General features: G+C 52.1%; 27 protein-coding genes. 13 read left to right on the forward strand and 14 right to left on the reverse strand.

The genetic code is table 11. The annotated features are described in order from the left end of the window. The first annotated feature begins 175 nt into the window (after positions 1–175). From pnp to AB7038_RS16135, 4 genes are all read left to right on the forward strand, one after another. Positions 176–2,332 (forward strand): polyribonucleotide nucleotidyltransferase, encoded by a 2,157-nt coding sequence (gene pnp / locus AB7038_RS16120; RefSeq protein WP_369453645.1) that lies wholly within the window; start codon positions 176–178, stop codon positions 2,330–2,332. 121 nt (positions 2,333–2,453) lie between these two features. Beyond that, positions 2,454–3,341, forward strand: a complete 888-nt coding sequence (gene nlpI, locus AB7038_RS16125; protein WP_004234572.1) for a lipoprotein NlpI — start codon at positions 2,454–2,456, stop codon at positions 3,339–3,341. A 118-nt stretch (positions 3,342–3,459) separates the two neighbouring features. Continuing rightward, positions 3,460–3,525: a hypothetical protein gene (locus AB7038_RS16130; protein ID WP_225875391.1), complete on the forward strand. Its 66-nt coding sequence runs from the start codon at positions 3,460–3,462 to the stop codon at positions 3,523–3,525. Next, entirely contained in the window at positions 3,515–5,422 is a 1,908-nt protein-coding gene (locus AB7038_RS16135) for a DEAD/DEAH family ATP-dependent RNA helicase (RefSeq protein WP_368889657.1), read from the forward strand. The genes AB7038_RS16130 and AB7038_RS16135 overlap by 11 nt, the downstream gene beginning before the upstream one ends. Positions 5,423–5,497: 75 nt before the next feature. Here the strand turns inward: AB7038_RS16135 and btsR are convergent, their stop codons facing one another. Both btsR and AB7038_RS16145 read right to left on the reverse strand, forming a co-directional pair. After that, positions 5,498–6,211 carry a two-component system response regulator BtsR gene (gene btsR, locus AB7038_RS16140; protein ID WP_024474269.1) on the reverse strand — a complete coding sequence of 238 codons (714 nt, stop codon included), beginning with the start codon at positions 6,209–6,211 and terminating at the stop codon, positions 5,498–5,500. A gap of 18 nt (positions 6,212–6,229) precedes the next feature. Beyond that, positions 6,230–7,939, reverse strand: coding sequence for a LytS/YhcK type 5TM receptor domain-containing protein (locus AB7038_RS16145; RefSeq protein WP_369453646.1), 1,710 nt, complete (start codon positions 7,937–7,939; stop codon positions 6,230–6,232). A gap of 261 nt (positions 7,940–8,200) precedes the next feature. Between AB7038_RS16145 and AB7038_RS16150 the strand changes: the two genes are divergently transcribed. Genes AB7038_RS16150 through AB7038_RS16160 form a run of 3 tightly spaced genes read left to right on the forward strand, consistent with a single transcriptional unit; the run spans position 8,201 to position 11,477 of the window. After that, complete coding sequence (locus AB7038_RS16150; RefSeq protein WP_349419091.1) at positions 8,201–9,172, forward strand: HlyD family secretion protein; 972 nt, start codon at positions 8,201–8,203, stop codon at positions 9,170–9,172. Beyond that, on the forward strand, positions 9,172–10,317 hold the full coding sequence (locus AB7038_RS16155) for an ABC transporter permease (protein ID WP_072872169.1): 1,146 nt from the start codon (positions 9,172–9,174) through the stop codon (positions 10,315–10,317). Before AB7038_RS16150 ends, AB7038_RS16155 begins: the two co-directional genes overlap by 1 nt. Then, the gene (locus AB7038_RS16160) at positions 10,314–11,477 is read left to right on the forward strand and encodes an ABC transporter permease (protein ID WP_072872168.1); all 1,164 of its coding nucleotides are present in this window, start codon (positions 10,314–10,316) and stop codon (positions 11,475–11,477) included. Before AB7038_RS16155 ends, AB7038_RS16160 begins: the two co-directional genes overlap by 4 nt. Before the next feature lie 113 nt (positions 11,478–11,590). Here AB7038_RS16160 and AB7038_RS16165 read toward each other — a convergent pair whose 3' ends face one another. Genes AB7038_RS16165 through ubiU form a run of 3 tightly spaced genes read right to left on the reverse strand, consistent with a single transcriptional unit; the run spans position 11,591 to position 13,953 of the window. Further along, the gene (locus AB7038_RS16165) at positions 11,591–12,049 is read right to left on the reverse strand and encodes a RidA family protein (RefSeq protein ID WP_072872167.1); all 459 of its coding nucleotides are present in this window, start codon (positions 12,047–12,049) and stop codon (positions 11,591–11,593) included. Between the two features lie 15 nt (positions 12,050–12,064). Further along, the gene (locus AB7038_RS16170; protein ID WP_369453647.1) at positions 12,065–12,943 is read right to left on the reverse strand and encodes a U32 family peptidase; all 879 of its coding nucleotides are present in this window, start codon (positions 12,941–12,943) and stop codon (positions 12,065–12,067) included. Between the two features lie 14 nt (positions 12,944–12,957). Then, a complete protein-coding gene (gene ubiU, locus AB7038_RS16175) occupies positions 12,958–13,953 on the reverse strand; it encodes a ubiquinone anaerobic biosynthesis protein UbiU (protein WP_369453648.1) in 996 nt (331 codons plus the stop codon). A 263-nt stretch (positions 13,954–14,216) separates the two neighbouring features. Here ubiU and ubiT point away from each other — a divergent pair, with 263 nt between their 5' ends. After that, positions 14,217–14,738 carry a ubiquinone anaerobic biosynthesis accessory factor UbiT gene (gene ubiT, locus AB7038_RS16180; protein WP_072872165.1) on the forward strand — a complete coding sequence of 174 codons (522 nt, stop codon included), beginning with the start codon at positions 14,217–14,219 and terminating at the stop codon, positions 14,736–14,738. After that, positions 14,732–15,238 carry a GNAT family N-acetyltransferase gene (locus AB7038_RS16185; protein ID WP_368889659.1) on the forward strand — a complete coding sequence of 169 codons (507 nt, stop codon included), beginning with the start codon at positions 14,732–14,734 and terminating at the stop codon, positions 15,236–15,238. The genes ubiT and AB7038_RS16185 overlap by 7 nt, the downstream gene beginning before the upstream one ends. Here AB7038_RS16185 and AB7038_RS16190 read toward each other — a convergent pair. After that, a complete protein-coding gene (locus AB7038_RS16190) occupies positions 15,217–15,537 on the reverse strand; it encodes a GIY-YIG nuclease family protein (protein WP_368889720.1) in 321 nt (106 codons plus the stop codon). The genes AB7038_RS16185 and AB7038_RS16190 overlap by 22 nt on opposite strands. A gap of 274 nt (positions 15,538–15,811) precedes the next feature. On the opposite strand from AB7038_RS16190, the gene AB7038_RS16195 reads away from it, so the two are divergent. Beyond that, positions 15,812–16,063 carry a YdgH/BhsA/McbA-like domain containing protein gene (locus AB7038_RS16195; RefSeq protein ID WP_025152389.1) on the forward strand — a complete coding sequence of 84 codons (252 nt, stop codon included), beginning with the start codon at positions 15,812–15,814 and terminating at the stop codon, positions 16,061–16,063. A 103-nt stretch (positions 16,064–16,166) separates the two neighbouring features. Continuing rightward, positions 16,167–16,622 carry a YhbP family protein gene (locus tag AB7038_RS16200; protein ID WP_369453649.1) on the forward strand — a complete coding sequence of 152 codons (456 nt, stop codon included), beginning with the start codon at positions 16,167–16,169 and terminating at the stop codon, positions 16,620–16,622. Here AB7038_RS16200 and nrdG read toward each other — a convergent pair. The 3 genes from nrdG to AB7038_RS16215 form a co-directional block, all read right to left on the reverse strand. After that, complete coding sequence (gene nrdG, locus AB7038_RS16205) at positions 16,603–17,070, reverse strand: anaerobic ribonucleoside-triphosphate reductase-activating protein (protein ID WP_369453650.1); 468 nt, start codon at positions 17,068–17,070, stop codon at positions 16,603–16,605. The two genes, AB7038_RS16200 and nrdG, sit on opposite strands and share 20 nt — an antisense overlap. 3 nt (positions 17,071–17,073) lie before the next feature. Next, complete coding sequence (nrdD, locus tag AB7038_RS16210) at positions 17,074–19,260, reverse strand: anaerobic ribonucleoside-triphosphate reductase (protein ID WP_051997336.1); 2,187 nt, start codon at positions 19,258–19,260, stop codon at positions 17,074–17,076. A 217-nt stretch (positions 19,261–19,477) separates the two neighbouring features. Next, positions 19,478–20,677 carry an MFS transporter gene (locus AB7038_RS16215; protein ID WP_369453651.1) on the reverse strand — a complete coding sequence of 400 codons (1,200 nt, stop codon included), beginning with the start codon at positions 20,675–20,677 and terminating at the stop codon, positions 19,478–19,480. Between the two features lie 179 nt (positions 20,678–20,856). Between AB7038_RS16215 and AB7038_RS16220 the strand changes: the two genes are divergently transcribed. After that, positions 20,857–21,444, forward strand: coding sequence for a TetR/AcrR family transcriptional regulator (locus AB7038_RS16220; RefSeq protein WP_369453652.1), 588 nt, complete (start codon positions 20,857–20,859; stop codon positions 21,442–21,444). A gap of 53 nt (positions 21,445–21,497) precedes the next feature. Here AB7038_RS16220 and ridA read toward each other — a convergent pair whose 3' ends face one another. The 4 genes from ridA to argF all read right to left on the reverse strand — a co-directional run bounded on the left by ridA (position 21,498) and on the right by argF (position 24,672). Next, the gene (gene ridA, locus AB7038_RS16225; RefSeq protein WP_004234600.1) at positions 21,498–21,884 is read right to left on the reverse strand and encodes a 2-iminobutanoate/2-iminopropanoate deaminase; all 387 of its coding nucleotides are present in this window, start codon (positions 21,882–21,884) and stop codon (positions 21,498–21,500) included. A 96-nt stretch (positions 21,885–21,980) separates the two neighbouring features. Beyond that, positions 21,981–22,445: an aspartate carbamoyltransferase regulatory subunit gene (pyrI, locus tag AB7038_RS16230; RefSeq protein ID WP_004234606.1), complete on the reverse strand. Its 465-nt coding sequence runs from the start codon at positions 22,443–22,445 to the stop codon at positions 21,981–21,983. 10 nt (positions 22,446–22,455) lie between these two features. Further along, the gene (pyrB, locus tag AB7038_RS16235) at positions 22,456–23,391 is read right to left on the reverse strand and encodes an aspartate carbamoyltransferase (RefSeq protein ID WP_072872160.1); all 936 of its coding nucleotides are present in this window, start codon (positions 23,389–23,391) and stop codon (positions 22,456–22,458) included. A gap of 267 nt (positions 23,392–23,658) precedes the next feature. Continuing rightward, positions 23,659–24,672: an ornithine carbamoyltransferase gene (gene argF / locus AB7038_RS16240; protein ID WP_369453653.1), complete on the reverse strand. Its 1,014-nt coding sequence runs from the start codon at positions 24,670–24,672 to the stop codon at positions 23,659–23,661. Between the two features lie 140 nt (positions 24,673–24,812). Between argF and rraB the strand changes: the two genes are divergently transcribed. Continuing rightward, complete coding sequence (gene rraB, locus AB7038_RS16245) at positions 24,813–25,229, forward strand: ribonuclease E inhibitor RraB (RefSeq protein WP_024474281.1); 417 nt, start codon at positions 24,813–24,815, stop codon at positions 25,227–25,229. 49 nt (positions 25,230–25,278) lie between these two features. Here the strand turns inward: rraB and AB7038_RS16250 are convergent, their stop codons facing one another. Beyond that, positions 25,279–25,611, reverse strand: coding sequence for a hypothetical protein (locus tag AB7038_RS16250; protein ID WP_368889664.1), 333 nt, complete (start codon positions 25,609–25,611; stop codon positions 25,279–25,281). Between the last annotated feature and the right edge of the window lie 35 nt (positions 25,612–25,646).

Here is a 25,646-nt window from a genome sequence, read left to right on the forward strand (position 1 = left end):
CGGCACATTGAGCTGTTGCCGCAATAATAACGATTCTTCGGTACAGCTATTCGCGCGGCTAATGAGAGCACTTTCCGGCAGCAGGAAAAGGTTGTCATTAGTCGCGAGGATGTATCTGAAGGAACCATTTCACTACTTACCCCTGCCGGGGTGAGAGACCCAGAAGGATATTATTTTGTTAAATCCGACAATCCGTAAATTCCAGTATGGTCAGCACACTGTCACTATCGAAACCGGCATGATGGCCCGTCAGGCGACAGCAGCTGTAATGGTTAACATGGACGACACCGCGGTATTCGTTACCGTTGTCGGCCAGAAAAAAATGAAACCGGGCCAGGACTTCTTCCCGCTGACCGTAAACTATCAGGAGCGTACTTACGCTGCCGGCCGTATTCCGGGGAGCTTCTTCCGCCGTGAAGGCCGTCCGGGCGAAGGCGAAACGCTGATCGCACGTCTGATTGACCGTCCGTTACGTCCGCTGTTCCCGGAAGGTTTCCTGAACGAAGTTCAGATCATCGCAACCGTGGTATCTGTGAACCCGCAGGTTAACCCTGATATCGTGGCAATGATTGGTGCCTCAGCGGCGCTGGCACTGTCCGGTATTCCGTTTAACGGCCCGATTGGTGCGGCACGTGTTGGTTTCATCAATGACCAGTATGTTCTGAACCCGACCACTGACGAATTAGCGGTAAGTAAACTGGATCTGGTTGTTGCCGGTACCAAAGGTGCGGTTCTGATGGTTGAATCAGAAGCACAGCTGCTGACCGAAGAACAAATGCTGGGTGCGGTCGTGTTCGGTCACGAGCAGCAGCAGATTGTTATCGAAAACATCAATGCACTGGCCGCTGAAGCCGGTAAGCCGAAGTGGGACTGGCAGCCTGAGCCTGTTAACCAGACTCTGCATGACCGTGTTGCTGAGCTGTCTGAAAAAGCGCTGGGTGATGCTTACCGTATCACTGAGAAACAGGATCGTTACGCACAGGTTGATATCATTAAAGATGCAACCATCAGTGCACTGGAAGCTGAATTTGCCGCACGTGGTGAAGAGCTGACCGGTGAACTGAAACATGAAATCAGCGACATCCTGGCTGCGGTTGAGAAATCTGTTGTCCGTACCCGTGTTCTGAACGGCGAGCCGCGTATCGACGGCCGTGAAAAAGACATGGTCCGTGCACTGGATGTCCGCACCGGCGTTCTGCCGCGTACTCACGGTTCTTCTCTGTTCACCCGTGGTGAAACTCAGGCGCTGGTAACAGCAACGCTGGGTACTGCCCGTGATGCACAGACTCTGGATCAGGTAATGGGTGAAATCACTGATACATTCCTGTTCCACTACAACTTCCCTCCGTACTGTGTGGGTGAAACCGGTATGGTCGGTTCACCGAAACGTCGTGAAATCGGCCACGGCCGTCTGGCGAAACGTGGTGTGCTGGCAGTGATGCCGTCCCAGGAAGAATTCCCGTACACCGTGCGTGTGGTTTCAGAAATCACTGAATCCAACGGTTCTTCTTCTATGGCGTCAGTCTGTGGTGCATCTCTGGCACTGATGGATGCAGGTGTTCCTGTGAAATCAGCGGTTGCCGGTATCGCGATGGGTCTGGTTAAAGAAGGCGACAAGTACGTGGTTCTGTCTGATATCCTCGGTGATGAAGACCACCTCGGCGACATGGACTTTAAAGTTGCGGGCAGCCGTGACGGTATCAGCGCCCTGCAGATGGATATCAAAATCGAAGGTATCACCAGCGAAATCATGCAGGTGGCCCTGAATCAGGCCAAAGGTGCGCGTCTGCACATCCTGGGTGTGATGGAACAGGCTATCAACTCACCACGTTCTGATATCTCTGAGTTTGCACCGCGCATTCACACCATCCGCATCAACCCGGACAAAATCAAAGACGTTATCGGTAAAGGCGGTTCTGTGATCCGTGCCCTGACCGAAGAAACCGGCACCACTATCGAAATCGAAGATGACGGTACTGTGAAGATTGCTGCAACTGACGGCGATAAAGCGAAGATGGCTATCCGCCGTATCGAAGAAATCACCGCAGAAGTGGAAGTCGGCCGTATCTATAACGGTAAAGTTGTCCGTATCGTTGATTTCGGTGCTTTCGTGGCTATCGGCGGCGGTAAAGAAGGTCTGGTGCATATTTCTCAGATCGCTGACAAACGCGTTGAAAAAGTATCAGATTATCTGGAAATGGGTCAGGAAGTACCGGTCAAGGTACTGGAAATCGATCGTCAGGGTCGTATCCGCCTGAGCATGAAAGAAGCAGTCAGTCAGGATGCTGCACCGGTTTCGGATGCAACCCCTGATGCAAATAACGCTGAATAAAATTTGACGTAAGTCGTGGCGTCCTGTAAAAAGGGCGCCATTCGGCAAAAAAAGCAAAATGCACTCGGTTATTGTCAGTCAGAGGATTATCCTTTCAGGGATCTGACTTCGGGAGTAGGAAATGAATTTTTTTCTGCGTTGGTGGAGCATTGCGGCTATAATTTTTATCGCAGGATGCAGCAGCGGTAAAAACTGGCACTCCGGGGATTTACTTGCAGTACCCCTGCAGCCATCATTACAGCAGGAAGTGATCCTCGCCCGAATGGAACAAATACTGGCAAGCCGGTCATTAACTGAGGACGAGTACGCCCAGCTGCTTTATCAGCGTGGTGTGTTGTACGACAGCCTCGGATTGCGTGCATTGGCACGTAACGATTTTACTGTTGCGTTATCAATGCGTCCGGATATTCCGGAGATATTTAATTACCTGGGCATTTATTTTACGCAGGCAGGCAACTTTGATGCTGCCTATGAAGCGTATGATTCTGTATTAGAGCTTGATCCAACTTATAACTACGCGCGTATGAACCGCGGTATTGCCCTGTATTACGGGGGCCGGTATCCGGTGGCGCGGGATGATTTGCTGGCGTTTTATCAGGATGATCCAAACGATCCGTTCCGCTCGCTGTGGCTTTATCTCGTCGATAAAGAGATAGATCCGAAGAAAGCACTGACCGACTTACGTCAGCGCTATCAGCAGGCGAAAGGCGGACAATGGGGCTGGAATATTGCTGAATTCTATCTCGGCGACATCAGTGAAAAGACACTGCTTGATCGGCTGAAGGAATTCTCAACGGATAACACTTCGCTCGCTGAACATCTCAGTGAAACCTACTTCTATTTAGGTAAATACTACCTGAGTCTGGGGGATACGGACAGCGCTGAAACGCTGTTCAAGCTGACGGTTGCCAACAACGCACACAATTTCGTTGAGCACCGCTACGCATTGTTGGAATTAGCTCTGTTAGGTGATGAAGAACAGGACCTGACGGATTCAGATCCACAATAGCTGACGAACACACTTCAACCCGTTAATTTTTCACCATCGCGAAAGTGATGGGGGGATGTTTTGTTCGTTTTATAATTTTATTTGAGCCAGTTCACACTTTTAAATGAAAACAACCGACATGCTTTCCGATGGGTTGTGTAGACTGGCCGCCATTTTGTATGAGGCACCTTTACATGACCACTGAGACTGAAATCTCTTTTGCTGACATTGGTTTATCAGCTGATATTTTGACTGCACTGGATGACCTGGGCTACGAAAAGCCGTCCCCGATCCAGCAACAATGTATTCCGCACCTGCTTGCCGGACGTGATGTCCTGGGTATGGCGCAGACAGGTAGTGGTAAAACGGCGGCATTCGGCCTGCCGTTACTGAACAATATTGATCCGAACCTGAGAGCACCACAGATTCTGGTGCTGGCACCGACCCGCGAATTAGCGGTTCAGGTTGCGGAAGCCTGTACTGATTTCTCCAAACATATGCGTAACGTGAATGTGGTCGCCCTGTACGGCGGTCAGCGTTATGACGTCCAGTTACGTGCTCTGCGTCAGGGGCCACAGGTGGTTGTCGGGACTCCGGGCCGTCTGCTGGATCACTTAAAACGTGGCACTCTGGATTTATCCAACCTGAAAGGTCTGGTACTGGACGAAGCAGATGAAATGCTGCGCATGGGCTTCATCGAAGACGTTGAAACCATCATGAGCCAGATCCCGGCAGAGCACCAGACAGCACTGTTCTCTGCAACCATGCCGGAAGCTATCCGCCGCATTACCCGTCGTTTCATGAAAGATCCGCAGGAAGTGCGCATTCAGACCAGCGTCACTACCCGTCCGGACATCAGCCAGAGCTACTGGACTGCTTACGGCGCACGTAAGAGTGAAGCACTGGTCCGTTTCCTGGAAGCGGAAGATTTTGATGCGGCGATTATCTTCGTCCGTACCAAAAACGCGACTCTGGAAGTGGCTGAAACCCTGGAGCGTAACGGCTACAACAGCGCGGCACTGAACGGTGACATGAACCAGGCACTGCGTGAGCAGACGCTGGAGCGCCTGAAAGACGGTCGTCTGGATATCCTGATTGCAACAGACGTTGCTGCCCGTGGTCTGGATGTTGAGCGTATCAGCCTGGTTGTTAACTACGATATCCCGATGGATGCGGAATCTTATGTTCACCGTATCGGCCGTACCGGTCGTGCGGGCCGCGCCGGCCGTGCTCTGCTGTTCGTTGAGAACCGTGAACGCCGCCTGCTGCGTAACATTGAACGCACCATGAAACTGACCATCCCTGAGGTAGAATTACCGGATGCAGAGATGATCAGCCAGCGCCGCCAGGAAAAATTTGCTGCCACTATCCATGCAGAAATGGAAAGCAGCAACCTGGATCAGTATCGTGCACTGCTGAAAAAACTGGTTCCGGCAGACAGCGATGAGTCTGACGCAGATATCGATATGGAAACCCTGGCTGCGGTTCTGCTGAAAATGGCAGAAGGTGAGCGCAAACTGATCCTGCCGCCGGATGCACCACGCCGTCCGCGCCGCGAGTTCAACGATCGTGATGATCGCCGCCGCAATGACCGTAACGACCGTTTCGGCGATCGTCCTGAGCGTGGTGATCGTCCGCGCCGTGAACGTCGTGACGTGGGTGATATGGAACTGTACCGCATTGAAGTGGGCCGTACCGATGGTGTTGAAGTCCGTCACATTGTGGGCGCGATTGCTAACGAAGGGGATATCAACAGCCGTTACATCGGTAACATCAAACTGTTTGATACTCACTCAACTATCGAATTACCGAAAGGCATGCCGGCGGATCTGTTACAGCACTTCACCCGTACCCGTGTGATGAACAAACCAATGAACATGACATTAGTCGGTGATGCGAAGCCGTTCAACCGTGAACGCCGCAGCGGTGGTAATGACCGTGGCGGTAACGGTGGCCGCAGTTTCGGTGGTGGTAACCGCCGTGACGGTGAGCGTTCTGACCGTGGTAACAGCGATCGCCGTCCGCAGGGCGAGCGCCGCAGCTTTCGTCGCGAAGAAGGCGGACACTCTGCACCGCGCCGTCGTACCAATAATGATGCATAATTGATTCTCTGAATCATAAAAAGCCCGGCCGGGGATATCCCTGCCGGGCTTTTTTTATGCGTCCGGATTTTGGTATTAAATCAGCCCCAGTGCTTCCTTCAGGGGTTTGAGGTAGCGGCGGCTGACCGGAATGGTTTCATCGTTACTCAGGATAAGTTCCGCCTGGCCGTTATCGCCCAGCAGAATTTCCCGCAGGCGGGTCAGATTGACCAGATACTGCCGGTGGCAGCGCAGCAGCGGGGTACGGGTTTCCAGAGTGCGCAGTGTCAGTTCGGTAAATCCTTCCTGGCCGTGTGCGCTCATCACAAACACGCCGCTGATGCGGGAATTGACATACACCACATCCTCAACCGGCATCAGCCAGATACGGTTATGTCCGCTGCACGGAATATAGCGCAGCTGTTCTGTCTGTTCCGGGGTCTCCGCCGGGCGGATCTGCCCCTGGCGCAGCCGGTTCAGGGTTTTATCCAGGCGCTCTTTTTCCACCGGTTTGAGCAGATAATCAAACGCATCCTCCTCAAAAGCCTGTAAGGCGTACTCCTCAAAGGCGGTGAGAAAGACAATCGCAGGCCGGTGGCCGGGGTCGAGCATACCGACCATCTCCAGCCCGGTGACACGGGGCATCTGGATATCCAGAAATACCACGTCCGGCTTCAGACGATGGATTTTACCGATGGCATCAATGGCGTTGGTGCATTCACCCAGGATATGGATGTCAGGGTATGCATCGAGCAGTAATCGCAGGTTTTCCCGGGCCAGTGGCTCATCATCAACAATTAAAACATTCATGGTGTCATTATCATTTTTTTAGTTATCAGGCGGTGCTGATGCACCTGCCGGTGAATCGAAGGGTAAGGTCAGAATAATGGTTGTTTTTACTTCCGGCTCGCAGTGAACACTGAGACCGTATTGTTTACCATAGCGGACTTTGATGCGTTTATCGACCAGTCCCATACCCAGCCCGTCACTCATCCCGGTCGGCTGATACAGTCCGGCGTTATCGGTGATTCGGATGACAAGGGTATTGCCTTCCGCCCGTGCGGTTATGGTAATTTTTCCCTGCTCAAATATCTGTGATGTACCATGTTTTATCGCATTTTCCACGATCGGCTGTAACGAAAAGACCGGCAGACTGGCCTGTTTCAGCGCATCCGGAATGGCGATATCCACACACAACTGCTCACGGAAGCGGGCTTTTTCAATCTGTAAGTAAGCATTCACATGCTCAATTTCAGCCGCGAGAGTGGCAATCTCACCGGGGCGTTTTAAGTTTTTACGGAAGAACGTGGAGAGGTTCTGCACCAGATGCCGCGCCTGTTCCGCATCGCGTCGGATCACCGCCTGTAAGGTATTGAGGGCATTAAACAGGAAATGCGGATTCACCTGGGCATGCAGCAATTTCACCTCTGTTTCCAGTAGTGACTGCTTACTTCGCTCAAACTGCCCGGCCAGGATTTGTGCTGACAACAGGCTGGCAATCCCTTCTCCCAGCGTGCGGTTAATCGAGCTGAACAGGCGGTTCTTCACCTCATACAGTTTGATGGTGCCGACGACCTGTTTATTCTCCCCGGTGAGCGGGATAACCAGCGTAGAGCCGAGTTTACAGTGCGGGTTGATCGAACAGCAGTACGGCGTTTCGTTACCGTCGGCATAGACCACCTCATTATGGGCAATGGCCTGGCGGGAATACTGCGAGGCGATCGGCGTGCCCGGCAGATGGTGATCCGCTCCCACGCCGATAAAGGCCAGCAGCTTCTCTGTATCCGTGATAGCCACGGCGGCGACATTAAGCTCATCATACAGCACCTGTGCCACCTGGCGGCTGTTGGTCTCATTAAATCCCTGGCGCAGCACGCCGTCCGTACTGATTGCCAGTTTCAGTGCCTGGGCGGAAAAGGCACTGGTGTATTTTTCAAAGATGGCGCGTCTGTCCAGCAGGATGCGGATAAACATAGCGGCACCGATGGTATTGGCGATAATCATTGGCGCGGCAATATCTTTCACCAGACTCAGAGCCTCATTAAACGGCCGCGCCAGTAACAGAATAATCGCCATCTGCGCCAGTTCGGCAATAAAGGTAACACCGGCGGCTGTCCAGGGATTGAACAGTTTGTTGATCTGTCCGCGCTTCATATAGTAGCGGTGTACCAGGCCGCCGATCAGCCCCTCGACAATAGTGGACACCATACAACTGAACGCCGTCATCCCGCCGAGAGAATAGCGGTGCAATCCGCCGGTAAAACCGACCAGCAGCCCGACAGAAGGCCCGCCCAGCAGACCGCCGAGCACGGAACCGATAGCCCGCGTGTTGGCGATAGAATCATTGATATTCAGCCCGAAATAGGTGCCCATGACACAGAAAACGGAGAAAATCAGATAGCACATCAGCTTGTGCGGCAGGCGGACAGTTACCTGTAAGACCGGCAGCACCAGCGGTGTCTTGCTGAGCACCCAGGCGATAACCAGGTACACACACATCTGCTGAAGCAGCAGGAAAATCAGATTGTAGTCATACATTTTTCTGTCGGATCACTTGCCGGAGGAGGATTATTTGTAACTATCTGAGATTTTATATTAAAAATAGTTGTGTAACAGGTGTCTGAGGCTAAGATTGAAGGTATTATGCTGTGATCTGGCGCACAAATATCTTAACGGTTTTTGCTGAAATCAGTAATACTGACAGCTTCCCCTTCTTCATCGTTTTTTTCAAAACAATTTCATTCGGGATGATTCCATTCTGAATAGTTTCACAAATGATAGTTAAGGCCGAAATCAATAATGAAAAAAAGAACAATCTATCTGATCCTGCTGATGCTGGTCTTAATTGCGATGGCTGCACTTTTTCGTGCCCACAACCAGTATCTTTTATTGCAGGGTGAAGTCGATGCACCGGAGGTCATTGTTTCCTCGAAAGCCAAAGGACGTGTTGTTGAACGTCTGATTGAGCGCGGTGACGACGTTAAACAGGGACAGGCGCTGATTCGTCTGACCAGCCCTGAACTGGAAGCGCAGGTCGCCTCGCTGGTGGCTGCACGTGACCAGGCACAGGCACAGTTAACCGAATCTCTGAACGGTACCCGTGAAGAGAGCGTGCGTAACTATGCGGCACAGCTGGCGAAGTCTCAGGCTGAACTGGCAAATGCACAACGTGATTTTCAGCGCATGAGCAGCATGGCCGGAAAAGGCTATGTATCAAAAACTGAGCTTGATCAGTCCCGTCGTGCCCGTGATGTGGCGCAGCAGGGCGTACTGGCCGCCAAAGCGCAGCTCGACCAGGCGAAAAACGGTGACCGCACCGAGCAGCGTCAGCGCTACGAAGCGGCACTGCGCCAGGCAGAGCAAAAACTGGCGGAGTTAAAAGTCCAGCAGGATGAACTGACTGTGGCCGCGCCGGTGACCGGTGAAATCGGGCCGATTCCGGCTGAAATCGGTGAACTGTTTAATGCAGGCAGCCCGCTGGTGACGATTATCCGCCTGCCGGAAGCGTATTTTGTCTATAATCTGCGTGAGGACATTCTCGCGGATGTGAAAAAAGGCGACAAAATCACCCTGACGGTGCCGGCACTGAAAAATCAGGAAATTGAGGCTGAAGTCCGCTATATCGCACCTATGGGGGATTACGCCACCAAACGCGCCACCCGCGCCACCGGGGATTTTGATCTGAAGACCTTTGAGGTTCGTCTCTATCCGGCACAGCCGGTGGACGGATTAAGACCCGGCATGAGTGCATTGTGGCGCCGGGATAAGTAATGAGATTTCCGGCAATATGGCGCGGTTTCCGCAATGCATTCTCACAGGAAACCCGGATGGCGGTGCGCAGTCCGGTGTTTCACTGGCTGAGCTGGCTGTTTCCGCTGATGTTGTTTGCACTGGTCAGTGCCAACTTCTCGGAAGGGACATTACTGGACTTACCGGTTTCCGCCATTGATTATGACCACAGCCCGCTCTCACGCACCCTGGTGCGTAACCTGAACGCGGCATCACATGCCAGCATCACGCCGCAGGATGATCAGGACGTTGCGCTTGAGCGCATGGGGAGCGCGGAAGATTACGCCATTCTGGTGATCCCGCCGCGTTTTGAAAGTGATGTGCTGTCCGGTAAACAACCGACAACCCGGATGTTTTTTAATGCCCTGTTTTATGCTTCCGGCAGCTACGCCACCCAGGACTTCAGCGGACTGATTGCCGAACTGAACGGCCAGTACCGGTCTGTCCTCGCTTCTGAAATGGGGAAAAACGTCCCGAAACTGGCACAGGTGACGATGTCCTATGACACCCTGTTTAACGCCAGCGGCAGTTATATTTATTATCAGCAGTTTGCCGCCACGATCCATATGCTTCAGTTATTTGTGGTGACCTGCACGATTTACACCATGTCACGCAGTACCATGCTGCAATCCATTAAACCACTGTTCAGCGGTGTACTGGGAAAGCTGGCGCCGTATACCCTGTTTTTCACAGCACTGCTGATGATCGAACTCGCTGTCCTGGTCACGGTGTTTGAGGCGAAGGTAACCGGGAATCCGGTCTATATGCTGATGATCGGTTTCTTTTATGTGATGGCCGCCCAGAGTATCGGCCTGCTCCTCTATACATTCACCCGTGATCCGATGATGGCTTACAGTATGATCGGGATGCTGGTGAGTATGGCAATGGCCTTTTCCGGGATGACTGTGCCGGAACTGTCGATGATTCTGCCGGCACGGATTATCGCGAACATCGAGCCGCTGACACATGCGCTGAACGCCATGTTTGATATTTTCCTGCGGGAAGTCTCGCTGCAGCATATCCTGTATGTCTGCGCACTCTTACTGCTCTATCCGGTGGGGGCCACTTTCCTTATCCGTAACCGGCTGCCGAAACGGCTGGCATTGCAGGGAGGACGCGCGGTATGAAACTGTATTTCCAGACCTTCCTGAAAGTACTGCTCGGTATGCTGGAAAAACCGATGTGGATGCTGCTGATTATCTCGCTGTGTGTCATGAGCCTGGTCTATGTGCATCCGGTCCTGTGGGATTTACCGGTTGCGGTGGTGGATCAGGATAACACGGTGGCCAGCCGTTCTCTGGTGCGGGAGCTGGATGCCACTGCAAAAGTCGAACTGCACAGTTATGACAACCTGGCCACGGCCAGGCAGGATATGATCATGCGTGATCTGTTTGCGATCATCATTGTCCCGCAGGATTTTGAGCGCAATCTTCTGCAGGGCAAAAATATCACAGTACCGGTATTTGGTGACGGTACTAACCGTATCGCCAGCGGGCAGATTCAGCAGGAGCTGAGCAAGGCATATCAGCAGATCCTGGCGGATTACAATACCAAAATCCTGACAGCCAATGGTTACACGCCGGAACAGGCATCAATACTGATCGCCCCGATTCAGTCGGAAACGGTCGGGATGTATAACCCGGGCGTCAGTTTTGCCGCCATTGCGCTGCCGGGGCTGCTGGTTATGCTGTTGCAGCACACGCTGCTGATAGCCTGTGTCCGTGTCAGTATCGCGGTGCGCAGCACGCCGAAAGGTAAACCGCCGCTGGCGGTCTACCTGGGGGCGCTGAGTGCGCTGCTGCCGATCTGGCTGTTCCTGTCGACCGTCTTCTTCGCGCTGTGGCCGTGGGTACTGGGATACCGCCAGGAAGCGCCGATGTATGAGTTGTGGCTGCTGACGTTTCCGTTCCTGCTGGGGGTTCTGGGGCTCGGGAAACTGGTTACCGAATGCCTGCGCAGTGTGGAGATGATTTACCTGACGCTGGCCTTTGTCACCACTCCGGTCTTTTATATGTCCGGTACTATCTGGCCGTTACAGGCCATGCCGGACTGGGTACGGTTTATTGCTTCCGCACTGCCGTCTACCTGGGCGACCAAAGCGATTGCCGGTATCAACCAGATGGATTTACCGTTCAGCAGTGTGCAGAACGATATTATCATGATGCTGGTGCTCGGAATTATTTATACGCTGCTCGGTGTTTTTATCGGTATGTTGCGTGACGGGGAATTACGGCGTATTACGCATTCCCTGCGGCGGTTATCGCGGCGGAAAAACAAAGCCCGTTAAATAAATAAAATCCCGTTCTCACGGTTTCCGGGGGAACAGAGGATCTGGGTACACAACGTGAGGCATAACGCCGGTAAAAACGGGCGCGCAGATATCGCGCCCGTTTTATCCTGTTATTCAATACCGGCGATCAGCGATATCTCCATACAGGCACCGAACGGCAGTTGTGCCACGGTCAGTGCATTGCGGCTGTGATAGCCTTTCTCACCGAAAACATCATGGAAAACCTGCGAACAGGCATTCGCCACCACATGGGGATCGGTAAAATCCTGAGTGCCGTTGATCATGCAGTTCAGGTTGATGATCTTTTTAATCTTATTCAGATCACCGACCGCGCCCTGCAGGGTACCGAGCAGATTAACAGCCAGCTGACGGGCAATGTTTTCACCCTGCTCAATGGTCAGATCCGCCCCGAACTTACCGGTATTTAGCTGCTCCCCGGTTTTGGATAAATGACCGGAGAGGGTAATGGTGTTATCAAAAATCACGTACGGCTGAAATTTTGCATCCGGTACAACGACCGGCGGCAGTTCAATATTCAGTGCTTTTAAACGGGCATAAACATCAGTCATTGTTATTTCCTTCCGTTATTCCACCAGTTCCAGGCCCGCCACTTTACGCCAGTAGCCGTTGCAGTTTTGTGCCTGTGCCAGATCCAGCGGCTGTGCGCCGGTTTCATTCTGACGGAAATGGTCAATGACGGCCAGATCGTCCGGCGCATCCGGGGAGATCCGCACAATATCCACCAATCCCTGCATGGAACGCAGATCATTACCGAGGTTATAGCAGTAACCGCTCTGGGTCTGGATCCCGTTAAGGACAAAGACCTGCTGATTTTCCTGTGAGAGTACTTTGCGCCCCTGCGGGTAACTGATACAGCAGGTTTCGCAGTCATCTTTGGCGCGGTTTTCCGAACGGGCGGTGAAGCAGCGGGCGGAGTAGGCCAGCGGCAGATGGCCGTAGCTCATCACTTCCACTTCAAATTTGTCGCGGATCCCCAGCTCTTCACATTGCTTCAGCAGGTTCACCAGCCAGTCACGGGACAGCTCCACCGGCATACACCAGCGTGTCATCCCCTGTTTTTGCAGGATTTTCAGCGCGGGAGCGTTATAACAGTTCAGGCCGTGTCCGGCGACAAACGGCAGCCCGCGCTCGTGCAGCATATTAATCACACCGAAATCATGAGCTTCGATCATAAATTCGCCGTTATCCACCAGTTTGGCGATCTCTTTCAGCTCAGACGGTGCCTGTAACAGTGCCAGCGTGGAGATAACCACCTGTTTGCCGCTTTCAGCAACGGTTTTGGCGAGATTTATCCAGTCATCCGGTTTCATTTCCCGGCGCTTGCTGCACACGGTTTCGCCGAGATAAATAATATCCGCACTGCTTTGTATCGCCTGCTGATAAAACTGTTCCAGTGTTGCTTTCGGCCAGTAATAGAGGACTGAACCTAATGAAAATTGCATCGTTTTTCTCTCCGTTACTGCCATTTACGGTGATAGGCACCGAGTGTGGTCTGGCGTCCTTCTGACATGCCGCCGAGGGTCTGCATCCACGTGGCATCCGGCGCATAGTTGTCCGGATCGGCTTTGCAGCGGTCGATGGCCTGACGCCATACTTTCGCCACATCAGTCACATAGGCCGGGCTGCGCTGGCGGCCTTCAATTTTCACTGAGGCGATATTCGCCGCCATCAGTTCCGGCAGCAGTTCCAGGGTGTTAAGGCTGGTCGGCTCTTCCAGGGCATGGTAAGGCTTGCTGTCCACGCAGTAACGGCCTTTGCAGAGTGTCGGGTAACCGGCATTCTCATCCGCACCGTAGCGGTCAATCAGCACATCATTCAGGCGTGATTCCAGCCCCTGCGGGGTCTCCTGCCAGCGGACAAACCGTGCCGGAGAGCAGGCACCGACAGTATTCGGGGATTCCCCGGTCAGATAGGAGGAGAGGTAGCAGCGGCCTTCCGCCATAATGCACAGGCTGCCGAAAGCAAAGACTTCCAGCGGTACCGGGCTGGTGCGTGCCAGCTGTTTTACCTGATGGATAGAGAGCACACGCGGCAGTACGATACGGTGCACATCAAAGTTTCGCTGATAGAAACGGATAGCTTCGGTATTGGTGGCGGATGCCTGCACAGAGACATGACGCTCAATATGCGGATAACGTTCCGCAGCATATTCCAGCATGGCGATATCCGCGAGGATCAGGGCATCCGCCCCCAGCTGTGCGGCCATATCCACCGCCCGCTGCCAGCGGCTGAAACCGTCCGGATGGGCAAAAGTGTTAATCGCGATATGCAGATGACGCCGGTGGCTGTGAACATAATCCACCGCCTCGGCAAGTTTCTTTTCAGTAAAATTCAGACCGGCGAAGTGACGGGCATTAGTATCATCTTTCAGGCCGATATAAACCGCATCTGCGCCGTTATCAATGGCGGCTTTCAGTGCGGGTAAATTACCGGCAGGACACAATAGTTCCATGGTGAGACTCTCAGACTGAATAATAAAAATGATCGGAAATTGTAAATGGCAGGCTAAAAAAGGTATTGACCTGAGGCAGGTTAGTGAACATTTACCGCAAAAAATCACCCGGTTTGCGGATATAAAAGCGGGATGTTCTCTGCGGCAGGAAGAAAATCGGGTATATAATAGAAACAATGACACGAAAAATTGACCGGAATCCTGAGTTATTTCCGCAGATTCTGGCACAATGACGCAGTAATTCAGATTAAGGAGTCAGTACGGTGTTTGCCAAAATTCGTTCCTCGCTCGTACACAACGGGCCGGCGTTATTGCGGTTTCCGCTGAAATTAACGCCGTTTACCCTGCAAAAACAGGTTCTTCAGCAGGTTCTGGCGCGTCAGTTTGAAGAGGCGCTGACAGAAGGTGATCTCGATTTTCTGGAAAATAAATGGCTGAAAGTGGAAGTCCGTGACCTGGCGCTTCACTGGTATATCAGTAACCGTGACGGCCGTCTGGTGGTCAGTGCGGATGAACAGGAAGATGTCAGTTTCAGCGGTAATGCCAATGACCTGGTGCTGATCGCTGCCCGCAAAGAGGACCCGGATACTCTGTTCTTTCAGCGCCGTCTGCGCATTGAAGGAGACACCGAGCTGGGTCTGTATGTCAAAAACCTGATGGACTCGATTGACCTCGACGGTATGCCGCCGCTGCTGCGCAGTGCATTAATGCAGCTGGCTGAGTTTATTCAGGCCGGGCTGGCGGAAGACGGGGATAAATCACCTGCAGTGGTGACCTCATGCTGATCCGTACAGAAATTCCGGTTGATGCCGCCGGTATCGATGCACTGCTGCGCAGCGCGTTCGGACGTGGCAACGAAGCCGATCTCCTGCATGCACTGCGGGAAGACGGTTTGCTGACCCTGGGTGTGGTTGCCACTGATGATGAAGGTCAGGTAGTCGGTTACGCCGGTTTCACGCCTGTGGATGTGGAAGGTGAGGATTGTCAGTGGGTCGGGCTGGCACCGCTCGCGGTGGCAGAGGCTTACCGTGGTCAGGGCATTGCGAAGCAGATGGTTTATGAGGGGCTGGACAGCCTCAATGAGTTCGGTTACGGCGCGGTTGTGGTGCTGGGCGATCCTGAGATCTACGGTAAGTGGGGTTTTAAACCGGCAGCAGAGTTTGATCTGCACTGCAAATGGCCGGATACCGCACCGTATTTCCTGATTTACCCGCTGGAAAATGATGCCGCAGACCGTTATCACGGGCTGGTTAATTTCTCACATCATTTTGACAGCTGTGAATAATCGCCGCCATTAAGATATGCCGTCAAATCGGAGGGCTGGTCACTGACCAGCCTTTCTTTTTTCCTCTTTGTCAGCTGCTTGACCCGGTATTCTTCTTTTGATGCGATTGAGCGATCTGCCAGAGCCACCTGATACACTACATGCAGTCCGCTCTTCCCCCGCAGGTATTTTGCTCCCTTTCCGGACTGATGTGTTGCCACACGCTGTGCAACATCACGGGTGATCCCTGTGTAAAGATATCCGGATTCTGTCCTGATTATGTAAAGAAACCACGTGCTTATCTCTGTGTTATTATTCATTTTTGTGTAATCGTGCTTTTTTCTATTTATATAAAAGGCGAATATTTTGGTGGTTTTCGTCTTGGAATAGTCACGCAAGTAACTAATTAATCAGTGGTATTCACCATGGTAATTCTTTTCCCGAGTTTATTAAAACACACATCATCAATTTTATTGAATAACTATAGCAGAAATAGCTAATTTTCTTTTTCGACGGAGGAGCATAATATGACTCACATCACAGAGAGAGACAAAAACGTCTCATGATATTACATTTATTCTAAGGAATCATATTATGAAAATTTCAACAGTAATCCCTGCAATTTTAGCTTTAAGTGCCGTTTCATTTGGTTCAATGGCTGCTACCGAAGTACAACATAGCACACAGGCACCTGTCGGTGTTGTCTCTGTCAGCGATGTTGATACCCTGGCTGACGTGACTGCTGCCTTATCCAAAAAAGCTGATGAAGCTGGTGCAACTTCTTTCCGCATCATTTCTGCAGGCGGTGAAAACCTGATGGGTGGTACTGCAGAGCTCTATAAATAATTCCTGAGATTTGCCATACAATACAGCCCGTCTGACGGGACTGTCTGAACCAGCACCGGATGATATACTCTATCAGCCGGTGTGGTTTTATTGGAGGTACTGTATGGAATTACCGCACGATTCAATCCTGTCTTATCTGAAGAAAAATCATGTCTTTACGCTGTGTGCCACTGCCGGTGATGACCTGTGGTGTGCCTCCTGCTTTTATGTTGCGGATCCGGAGACGATGATGCTTTATTTCCTCACCGAACGGCATACCCGGCACGGCACCCTGATGCAGCAGAACCCGCTGGTGGCGGGAACTATTTCCGCACAGACGGTGACTGTGGCAAAAATCCGCGGTATTCAGTTCAGAGGTGAGGTGACAGTGTTGTCAGCGGAAGAGGAAAAACAGGCGAAAGCCCGTTACTGCCGCCGTTTTCCGGTGGCTGTTGCCGCAAAAACCCCGCTGTGGGGGCTGCGGCTGAATGAAATCAAGATGGTGAATAATACGCTGGGGTTCGGAAAGAAACTGCACTGGTCACGGTTCAGCGCGGGTGTCAGCGCAGATAGTGAATAACCTGGTTGCTGCTGCCGCGCCAGATCAGCATCGGGTCATGCAGATCCTGCACAAATTTCCCGTCGATTAACACATTGATATACCCAATGACTTCCCGCTGGGCATCATTCAGTTCATCCAGTTTATAACCTGTCCACATCCAGATATCTTTTTCCGGCGGGCACTCGCGGCGGATGCGCTGCACCAGTGCCAGAATCTCCGGCACATTGTGCGGATGCAGGGGATCACCGCCGGACAGTGTGATCCCCTGACGTTTTACGCGGGTATCACAGAGGTCGGCGATAATTGTGTCTTCCAGTTCACGGGTGTACGGCACACCGGAGTCGGTGCGCCATGTACTCTGGTTATAACAGCCGCGGCACTGATGCACACAGCCGGAAACAAACAGGGTGCAGCGTGTACCCGGCCCGTTGACCACGTCAACGGGGTAATACTGATGATAGTTCACAACTCAGCCTAATTGTCCGTTATTCAGGTGCTTAACGCGGCGTTTCACTTCTTCCTGTTTCCCTGCGTTAAACGGACGGGCATCCGGGCTGCCGAGGTAACCGCACACACGGCGGATCACTGAGACGCGGGAAGCATCGTGGTTGCCGCATTTCGGGCAGACAAAGCCTTTGCTGGTACAGTTAAACTCACCGGCAAATCCGCATTCATAACACTCATCAATCGGCGTGTTGGTACCGTAGTACGGAACGCGGTCGTAGCTGTAATCCCAGACATCTTCCAGCGCTTTCAGGTTGTGCTGGAGGTTCGGGTATTCGCCGTAGCAAATGAAACCGCCGTTCGCCAGCGGAGGATACGGTGCTTCGAAATCCAGTTTGTCGTACGGATTGACCTTCTTCTCCACATCGAGGTGGAAGCTGTTGGTGTAGTAACCTTTGTCTGTCACACCCGGGATAATGCCGAATTCGGCGGTATCCAGGCGGCAGAAGCGATCACACAGGTTTTCACTCGGGGTACTGTAGAGGCTGAAACCGTAGCCGGTTTCATTTTTCCACTCATCGGTTGCACGGCGCAGGCGTTCCACGATGGCGACACCCAGGGCACGGCGCTGTTCATCGTCATACATATGTGTTTCAGTGCCGGTCAGGGCATTAATGGTTTCATGGATGCCGATGTAACCCAGTGAAATCGAGGCGCGGCCATTTTTAAAGATTTCGGTGACGGAATCATCTGCTTTCAGACGCACGCCGCAGGCACCTTCCATATACAGGATTGGCGCAACACGGGCTTTGACATTTTCCAGCCGTGCGATACGGGTCATCAGCGCTTTTTTGGCAAGTACCAGACGCTCATCCAGCAGTGACCAGAAATCCGCTTCGCTGCCCTGTGATTCAATCGCAATGCGCGGCAGGTTCAGACTGATAACCCCGAGGTTGTTACGCCCGTCGTGGATCATTTCACCGTTCTCTTCATAGACACCAAGGAAGCTGCGGCAGCCCATCGGGGTTTTAAAGGAGCCGGTCACTTTCACCACCTGGTCGTAGTTCAGGATATCCGGGTACATCCGCTTGCTGGCGCACTCTAATGCGAGCTGTTTGATGTCGTAGTTCGGATCGCCGTACTGGTGGTTCAGACCTTTTTTAATGGCGAAAACCAGTTTAGGGAATACCGCCGTTTTGTGGTTTTTACCCAGGCCGGCGATACGGTTACGTAAAATCGCCTGCTGGATCATGCGGGATTCTTTTGATGTACCCAGCCCGAAGCCGAAGGTGACAAATGGTGTCTGCCCGTTGGCGGTGTGCAGTGTGTTGACTTCATATTCCAGTGACTGGAAAGCGTCATAGCACTCTTTCTCTGTGCGGGCATTGGCATAGCCTTCCGCATCCGGAATCTGCCACTCTTTTGCGGTTTTCAGATGTTTGTTATAGCTGGCCGTGACAAACGGGGCGAGAATTTCGTCGATACGGTTAATGGTGGTGCCGCCGTAAATATGGCTGGCCACCTGGGCAATAATCTGTGCTGTTACCGCCGTCGCGGTAGAGATGGACTTAGGCTGTTCTATCTCGGCGTTACCCATTTTAAAGCCATGAGTCAGCATGCCTTTTAAATCGATCAGCATGCAGTTAAACATCGGGAAGAACGGCGCGTAGTCCAGATCGTGATAGTGAATTTCGCCGCGTTCGTGCGAAATTACAACATCACGCGGTAAAATATGCTGTTTTGCGTAGTGCTTGGCAACGATACCCGCCAGCAGGTCACGCTGTGTCGGGATCACCTTGCTGTCTTTATTGGCATTCTCGTTGAGAATGGACATGTCACTTTGTTCAACCAGCCCGCGGATCTCGTTATTCAGGCGGCCGCGCAGTTCACGCGCCACGTCACGGTCATGACGGTATTCGATGTAAGTTCTGGCTAACTCTTTGTAATCACCGGACATTAACTGGTTTTCGACGGCGTCCTGGATCTCCCCGATATCGACCTTTTTCCGGTCACCCAGCAGGGAGGCTACCCGGGAGGCAACCTGAGAGCAGTAGTCATCATCATTAACACGTGCGGCTTTGGCGGCTCTTTTAATGGCATCCCGGATGCGTGATTCATCAAAATTTACCTGACATCCATCACGCTTAATCACGATAGTGTGCACTTTGCTTCTCTCCGGCAGTTTGGTTATCCACAGGGCAAAACCTGTCATAATGCGGCTTTATGGCGTTGTGGATAACACTGTGAATAAATACTATATCTAGTGTGCTTTGTATTATATAGCACTAGATATAGATTTCCTCCGGAATAAGGCGATTGAAATTGATTTAAGTCAAAGAATTCTGGCGACATCAGGCAAACCGCACACTCCGGTTAAGTGTAAAAATGTGCGGTTTGATTGCTGAAAATTATATTAAAAGTTATTTCTGTCACTTATCAGCGCTGTTTTTATCATCTTTGAAGACGAAAACATAACCGATGCAGGCGGTGAGCAGTACGCAGATCCCGGCAGCGATAGCCAGCATGAACCCGGCATCAATGCCGTAAGTATCAATGATCATACCGACTCCCGCAGAGCCGAGTGCCACACCGACCGCCAGCCCGGTAATAAGCCAGGTAAAGCCTTCTGTCAGCATATTAGGCGGCGCTTCACGCTCGACAAAGCCGATAGCAAGGATCATGGTCGGTGAGAAGAAGAACCCGGCGACAAACATGGTCAGTCCCAGTCCGGTCAGGTTAGTGACCAGCAGCAGCGGCAGGGTGGTCAGCAGGGTGGCGGCGGCGGTGAAGACGAACTGTTTTGTGTAGCTGAACGGCAGCCGGATAGCACCGAAGATAAACCCGGCGATACAGGAACCGGCGGCATAGACAGACAGAACGTAGCTGGCACCCTCCGGATACCCCTGTGCATTGGCGAAAGCGACAGCCAGTACATCCACTGTTCCGACAATCACCCCGAGCGCAAGCAGCACCACCATCAGCAACTGAATCGCAGGCAGACGCAGCACGGTGCCTTTTGCCAGTCCGTCGCGTTTGTGCACCGGCGGCTCAGTCCGTTTCTGGCAGACTACCAGCGCGGTACCGATTATCAGAAAAATAATTGCCGCCAGCGGACCGGCCTGCGGGAACAGCGCGATACAGAGCGTGACTGACAGCGGCGGCCCGATAATAAAGCTGATTTCATCCAGCACTGACTCAAAGGAGTAGGCGGTCTGTAAACGCGGGTCACCTTTATAGATATGTGTCCAGCGGGCACGGATCATGGCGGGCATGCTCGGGATCGCTCCGACAAACACCGCTGACAGCCAGATTGCCCAGTCAGGGGCATCATACACCGTGCATAACAGCAGGGCGGCAGTCGCGGGAACACTGATCACCAGCGTTTTCGGCAGGATCCGGCTCTGGCCGTAGCGATCCACCAGCCGGGCGATCAGCGGGGCGCAGAATGCCGCCGAAAAGGTATAAACAGCCGCAGTTACCCCGGCCATAAAAAAAGAATCACGCAATTGGGCAATCATGGTAATGATCCCAATCCCCATCATGGAGACGGTCATCCGCGCGATAAATCCCGCCCCTGAAAAGGCTTTGGTACCGGGATACTGAAAGATGACGCGATAAGAGCTGAACATAACAACCTCACAGATATCCGTTATATTACAGACGGATATAATTTTTAACTGCCGGAGATAGCCGGCTGTAATGCAATTAACATACATTGCGTATGTGAATCTATTGACATACGCGATGTATGTCAATAAAAAAGTGCTATAATCCCCCGGCTGAAAGGGTTAACCGCAGGAGTAATGAAATGAGCCACAAGCCACGTGCAGAGATGATAGAAGAAACGCGGACCAAGCTTATCCGTGCTGCACGCCAGCAGTTTGGTGCGATCGGGTATGCCGCCACGGTAATGGATGATCTGACGGCTCAGGCTGGCCTGACCCGGGGGGCGCTGTATCATCACTTTGGTGATAAAAAAGGGCTGTTTCTGGCGGTGCTGCAGGACCTGGATCGCGAACTCGATGCGCGCCTGGATACCGCAGAAAAAGATGAGGCTGATGAGTGGACGGCTTTCAAATCCCGCTGTCAGGGCTATCTGGCAATGAGTCTGGAGCCGGAGGTTCAGCGGATTATGTTCCGTGATGCGGCCTCGGTACTGGATTTTTCCATTCTCAAGTCCCACGAACTGGCCTGTGTGCAGGGGATCACCCGGCGTCTGACACACCTGATGGAAACCGGACGGATAAAACAGGTGGCACCGGATGTGCTGGCACTGTTTATTAATGGCGGGCTGTATGAATGTGCGATGTGGATTGTGCACAGTAATGATCCGCAGGCGACTTATGAAAAGGTCAGAGTCTCTTTTGATCAGCTTCTGGAAAATTTACGGGTATAAAAAAACCCCGCACCTGGCAGGGTTTTCATTATCGTTCTCAGAAAGCGCAGTGATTATTTACGGACTGCGATTGCTTCGATTTCTAATTTAACGTCTTTTGGCAGACGCGCAACTTCAACGCATGAACGTGCAGGGTATACTGCTTTGTGCTCATCAAAGAAAGCAGCGTATTCTGCGTTCACAGTAGCAAAGTCGTTCAGATCTTTAACGAAAACAGTTGTTTTCACGATATCCGTAACTTTCAGACCAGCCTGTTCGATGATAGCTTTGATGTTGTTCAGTGACTGGCGTGCCTGAGCTTTAACATCGTCGGCAACTGCACCGGTTTTCGGATCAACAGGGATCTGGCCTGAAGTCATTACCATGTTACCCAGGTCTACTGCCTGTACGTACGGGCCGATTGCTGCTGGTGCGTTTTCTGTTGCGATTACTTTAGTCATTACGGACTCCTGTAGGATGATTATTGCTGTTTAAGCTTTTAAAAACGCCATCATTATAATCGTCTGATTTTCCCGGACAACTGACCTGGATCTATCTTATTGGTTATTAATGATTGCGTGGTGATCAAATTCTTTCTCACAGTACTTACAGATTAACACAATTTCCTGCGCAATGGACTTAACAGTAAAGCTGCTTTCCACCGGCTCATTGTGACTGATGCAGTTGCCGTTCGGGCAGACTATCACCCCTTCAATGCGTTCCGGCAGATTAATCGGCAGTTTTTTAACCACCTGATAATCTTCGATAATATTGATTGTGGCTTTCGGGGCATAAAAACCAAGCTGGTTGGCCTGCTCCGGTGTCAGGAAGGTATCTTCCAGTTTAATCAAATCCTTACGGCCCATATTGTTGGACGGCAGGTTCAGCCCGATAGTAATGCGGCTGTCTGTCTCGGTCAGGCGGAAAAAGGAGAGCAGTTTAAATCCCACATTTGCCGGGATATGGTCGATAACAGTGCCGCATTTGATGGCTTCAACCAGTAATTTATGATCCTGAGTCATGATGTGCTCCTTAAGCCGGGAAAGTTTCGTTTAACACCAGTGATAACAGAGCCTGACGGGCAAAGATCCCGTTACCGGCCTGCTGGAAGTAGTACGCGTAAGGCGTTTTATCCACATCCGGGGTTATCTCATCGATGCGCGGCAGCGGGTGCAGCACTTTCAGGTTTGTCTTCACATTGGCAAGATCAGCCGCACGCAGCACAAACTGGGCTTTGACATTGGCGTATTCCGACGGGTCGAGGCGCTCTTTCTGCACGCGGGTCATATACAGCACATCCAGCTGCGGAAGTACCTCATCAATAGAATGATGTTCGCTGTACGCCACGCCGTTTTCATCCAGCATATGCAGGATGTGATTTGGCATTGCCAGTGCCTGCGGGGCAATAAAATGCAGGTGGTTGCCGCTGAATTTTGACAGCGCCTGTGACAGTGAATGTACAGTGCGTCCGTATTTCAGGTCACCGACCATGGCGATATGCAGGTTTTCCAGGCGGCCCTGAGTTTCCTGAATGGTAAACAGGTCGAGCAGGGTCTGTGTCGGATGCTGGTTCGCACCGTCACCGGCGTTGATCACCGGCACCTTACCGGAAAACTCAGACACCAGCCGTGCCGCCCCTTCCTGCGGGTGGCGCATCACGATGGCATCCGCGTACTGACTGATTACGCTCATGGTGTCCGCCAGGGTTTCGCCTTTTTTGCCCAGCGAGGTGTTGCTGCTGTCTGAAAAGCCGACAACAGACGCACCCAGGCGCTGAATGGCGGTTTCAAAAGAGAGCCGCGTGCGGGTTGAGGCCTCGAAGAAGCAGCTGGCTATCACCTTGTGCTTCAGTAATTCAGGCTGAGGGCGTTGTTTCAGCGCCGCGGCAGTGTTTAATACCAGTTCCAGCTCATCACGACTGAGATCGTTAATCGAGATGATATCGCGCAGGTATAACGGATTTGCCATTGGGGTCTCCTCATGTGTTCGGCCAGGCAAAAAAAAACCCCTCAATTGAGGGGTTCTGAAATAAATACGGGGGAATGGCAGACATCGCCGCGCTGCGGCTGTCCGTGATATGTCACATTGTCCGGCACCGGTTTTACGGTGCTGATAATCACAATGACCATTGTTTCCTCCCGACAAAATTGCGGGGCATTATACGCAACCTGCAACCGGGCGCAAGCGTTTGGTATCACTTTTTTGTGTGAAATTTATGCAACGCTGCGGGCAGATTCAAAATTGTATGTTTTTTGAAAGAGATGCAACCATCACCGCTTTGATAGAATGCAGCCGGTTTTCGGCCTGGTCAAACACCACACTGTGTTTTGATTCAAACACATCATTGGTGACCTCAATCCCGCTGGTAAAACCGTACTCTTTTGCGAGGGATTGCCCCATGGTGGTTTCCGTATCGTGGAATGCCGGCAGGCAGTGCATAAAGATAACATCCGGATTGCCCGTTTTATCCACCACATCCTGATTTACCTGATACGGTGTCAGCAGTTTAATCCGCTCTGCCCAGACCTCTTTCGCCTCGCCCATGGAGACCCACACATCGGTGTACAGCACATCCGCATCTTTCACGCCCTCTGCCACATCGGCAGTCAGGGTGATTTTACCGCCGGTGAGTTCAGCGGCTTTGCGGCACTGCGCGATAAGGGCTTCTGACGGCTGGCATCCGGCCGGTGCCACCAGACGGACATCCATACCGGTTACGGCGGCCATTTCGGCAATAGTGTTTCCCATGTTATTGCGGGCATCGCCTAAATATGCAAATTTCACTTCGGACAGCGGTTTTTTCACATGCTCCTGAATGGTCAGTAAATCTGCGATCAGCTGTGTCGGATGAAACTCGTCGGTCAGCCCGTTCCAGACCGGAACACCGGAATATTGCGCCAGTGCTTCGGCGGATTTCTGGGAATAGCCACGAAACTGAATGCCGTCATACATCCGGCCCAGCACCCTGGCGGTATCTTTGATCGATTCTTTATGGCCTATCTGGCTGCCGGATGACCCCAGGTAGGTCACTCGTGCGCCCTGATCGTAAGCACCCACTTCAAAGGCACAGCGGGTCCGGGTGGAGTCTTTTTCAAAAATCAGCGCAATATTTTTGCCTTTCAGCAGCGGCTTTTCGGAGCCGGTTTTTTTGGCATGTTTCAGATAGACAGAAAGATTGAGCAGTTTTTCGATATCGGCGGGTTTATAGTCAAGCAACCGCAAAAATGACTGTTGATAAAATGGGTTCATATCCGTATCTCCGATGAATTTATATTCAACATAAATCAATAAAAATTCAATTGCAACACCGGCGGGAAATTCTTTTTTATTATGGGTGGCTCAATTGGCGCGGCTGTGGGAGAATGCGCGGGTATCACTTATCAGAGGACATGGCCATGTCAGAATTAGATGCGTTTTTAGAAGAACAGCGCGAAGAAACCCGTGCGATTATTGCAGAACTGCTGGAGGACGGCAGCGATCCTGATGCGCAATACACCATTGAACACCATTTTTCGAGTGAGAATTACGACAAGCTGGAAAAAGCGGCAGTTGAAGCTTTCAAACTGGGTTATGAAGTAACGGACGCCGAGGAGCTGGAAGTGGAAGGCGGCCAGGTGGTGTTATGTTGTGATATCATCAGTGAATGCGGGCTGACGGCGGAACATATCGATGCTCAGGTAGAGCAGCTGGCGCGTCTGGCAGAAAAAATGGATGTGGATTACGACGGCTGGGGCACCTATTTTGAAGACCCGGACGCCGAAGATGAAGATGATGACGACGATGCTGATGAGGCGCCGTTACACTGACCATCAGACATGAAAAACCTGCCGCGGCAGGTTTTTTTGTGTCTGTATGTCAGGCGGTGACGGAAAAGAGAGACTTCAGCGGGGCAGCACGTTCACGCCGCAGATCGGTCTGACTGTCGCGTATCACCGGACGCAGCGGCGCACAGCCCAAAAATTCAATATCCTGAATATTGATATCATCTTCCGTCTCTTTCATCGCCTCAATGGTCTGATAAAGTACCGGGCCTTGCTGTGTTCTGAGCTGCGGACGGCGACTCTCTCCCTGCCATCCCTGTTGCTGTATTTCTGTCTGTTCATCACGGCAGAGCGGCTCTCTGGTTGGTGTCTGCCGTGGTACAGCGGTATACAGCAGGTCATTCATTCCCTGAATAATAGTGATCATCCTGATCTCCTGTCTGTCAGTTATAAAACGTGATA

Source organism: Morganella morganii (genome assembly GCF_041099235.1).
Classification (GTDB): domain Bacteria; phylum Pseudomonadota; class Gammaproteobacteria; order Enterobacterales; family Enterobacteriaceae; genus Morganella; species Morganella morganii_E.

Excerpts from the sequence above, each read along its gene's own strand:
- nlpI (WP_004234572.1), top strand. The coding sequence starts at position 2,454 with ATGAATTTTTTTCTGCGTTGGTGGAGCATTGCGGCTATAATTTTTATC.
- AB7038_RS16135 (WP_368889657.1), top strand. The coding sequence starts at position 3,515 with ATGACCACTGAGACTGAAATCTCTTTTGCTGACATTGGTTTATCAGCT.
- btsR (WP_024474269.1), bottom strand. The coding sequence starts at position 6,211 with ATGAATGTTTTAATTGTTGATGATGAGCCACTGGCCCGGGAAAACCTG.
- AB7038_RS16145 (WP_369453646.1), bottom strand. The coding sequence starts at position 7,939 with ATGTATGACTACAATCTGATTTTCCTGCTGCTTCAGCAGATGTGTGTG.
- AB7038_RS16150 (WP_349419091.1), top strand. The coding sequence starts at position 8,201 with ATGAAAAAAAGAACAATCTATCTGATCCTGCTGATGCTGGTCTTAATT.
- AB7038_RS16155 (WP_072872169.1), top strand. The coding sequence starts at position 9,172 with ATGAGATTTCCGGCAATATGGCGCGGTTTCCGCAATGCATTCTCACAG.
- AB7038_RS16160 (WP_072872168.1), top strand. The coding sequence starts at position 10,314 with ATGAAACTGTATTTCCAGACCTTCCTGAAAGTACTGCTCGGTATGCTG.
- AB7038_RS16165 (WP_072872167.1), bottom strand. The coding sequence starts at position 12,049 with ATGACTGATGTTTATGCCCGTTTAAAAGCACTGAATATTGAACTGCCG.
- AB7038_RS16170 (WP_369453647.1), bottom strand. The coding sequence starts at position 12,943 with ATGCAATTTTCATTAGGTTCAGTCCTCTATTACTGGCCGAAAGCAACA.
- ubiU (WP_369453648.1), bottom strand. The coding sequence starts at position 13,953 with ATGGAACTATTGTGTCCTGCCGGTAATTTACCCGCACTGAAAGCCGCC.
- AB7038_RS16185 (WP_368889659.1), top strand. The coding sequence starts at position 14,732 with ATGCTGATCCGTACAGAAATTCCGGTTGATGCCGCCGGTATCGATGCA.
- AB7038_RS16190 (WP_368889720.1), bottom strand. The coding sequence starts at position 15,537 with ATGAATAATAACACAGAGATAAGCACGTGGTTTCTTTACATAATCAGG.
- AB7038_RS16195 (WP_025152389.1), top strand. The coding sequence starts at position 15,812 with ATGAAAATTTCAACAGTAATCCCTGCAATTTTAGCTTTAAGTGCCGTT.
- AB7038_RS16200 (WP_369453649.1), top strand. The coding sequence starts at position 16,167 with ATGGAATTACCGCACGATTCAATCCTGTCTTATCTGAAGAAAAATCAT.
- nrdD (WP_051997336.1), bottom strand. The coding sequence starts at position 19,260 with ATGACAGGTTTTGCCCTGTGGATAACCAAACTGCCGGAGAGAAGCAAA.
- AB7038_RS16215 (WP_369453651.1), bottom strand. The coding sequence starts at position 20,677 with ATGTTCAGCTCTTATCGCGTCATCTTTCAGTATCCCGGTACCAAAGCC.
- AB7038_RS16220 (WP_369453652.1), top strand. The coding sequence starts at position 20,857 with ATGAGCCACAAGCCACGTGCAGAGATGATAGAAGAAACGCGGACCAAG.
- ridA (WP_004234600.1), bottom strand. The coding sequence starts at position 21,884 with ATGACTAAAGTAATCGCAACAGAAAACGCACCAGCAGCAATCGGCCCG.
- pyrI (WP_004234606.1), bottom strand. The coding sequence starts at position 22,445 with ATGACTCAGGATCATAAATTACTGGTTGAAGCCATCAAATGCGGCACT.
- pyrB (WP_072872160.1), bottom strand. The coding sequence starts at position 23,391 with ATGGCAAATCCGTTATACCTGCGCGATATCATCTCGATTAACGATCTC.
- argF (WP_369453653.1), bottom strand. The coding sequence starts at position 24,672 with ATGAACCCATTTTATCAACAGTCATTTTTGCGGTTGCTTGACTATAAA.
- rraB (WP_024474281.1), top strand. The coding sequence starts at position 24,813 with ATGGCCATGTCAGAATTAGATGCGTTTTTAGAAGAACAGCGCGAAGAA.
- AB7038_RS16250 (WP_368889664.1), bottom strand. The coding sequence starts at position 25,611 with ATGATCACTATTATTCAGGGAATGAATGACCTGCTGTATACCGCTGTA.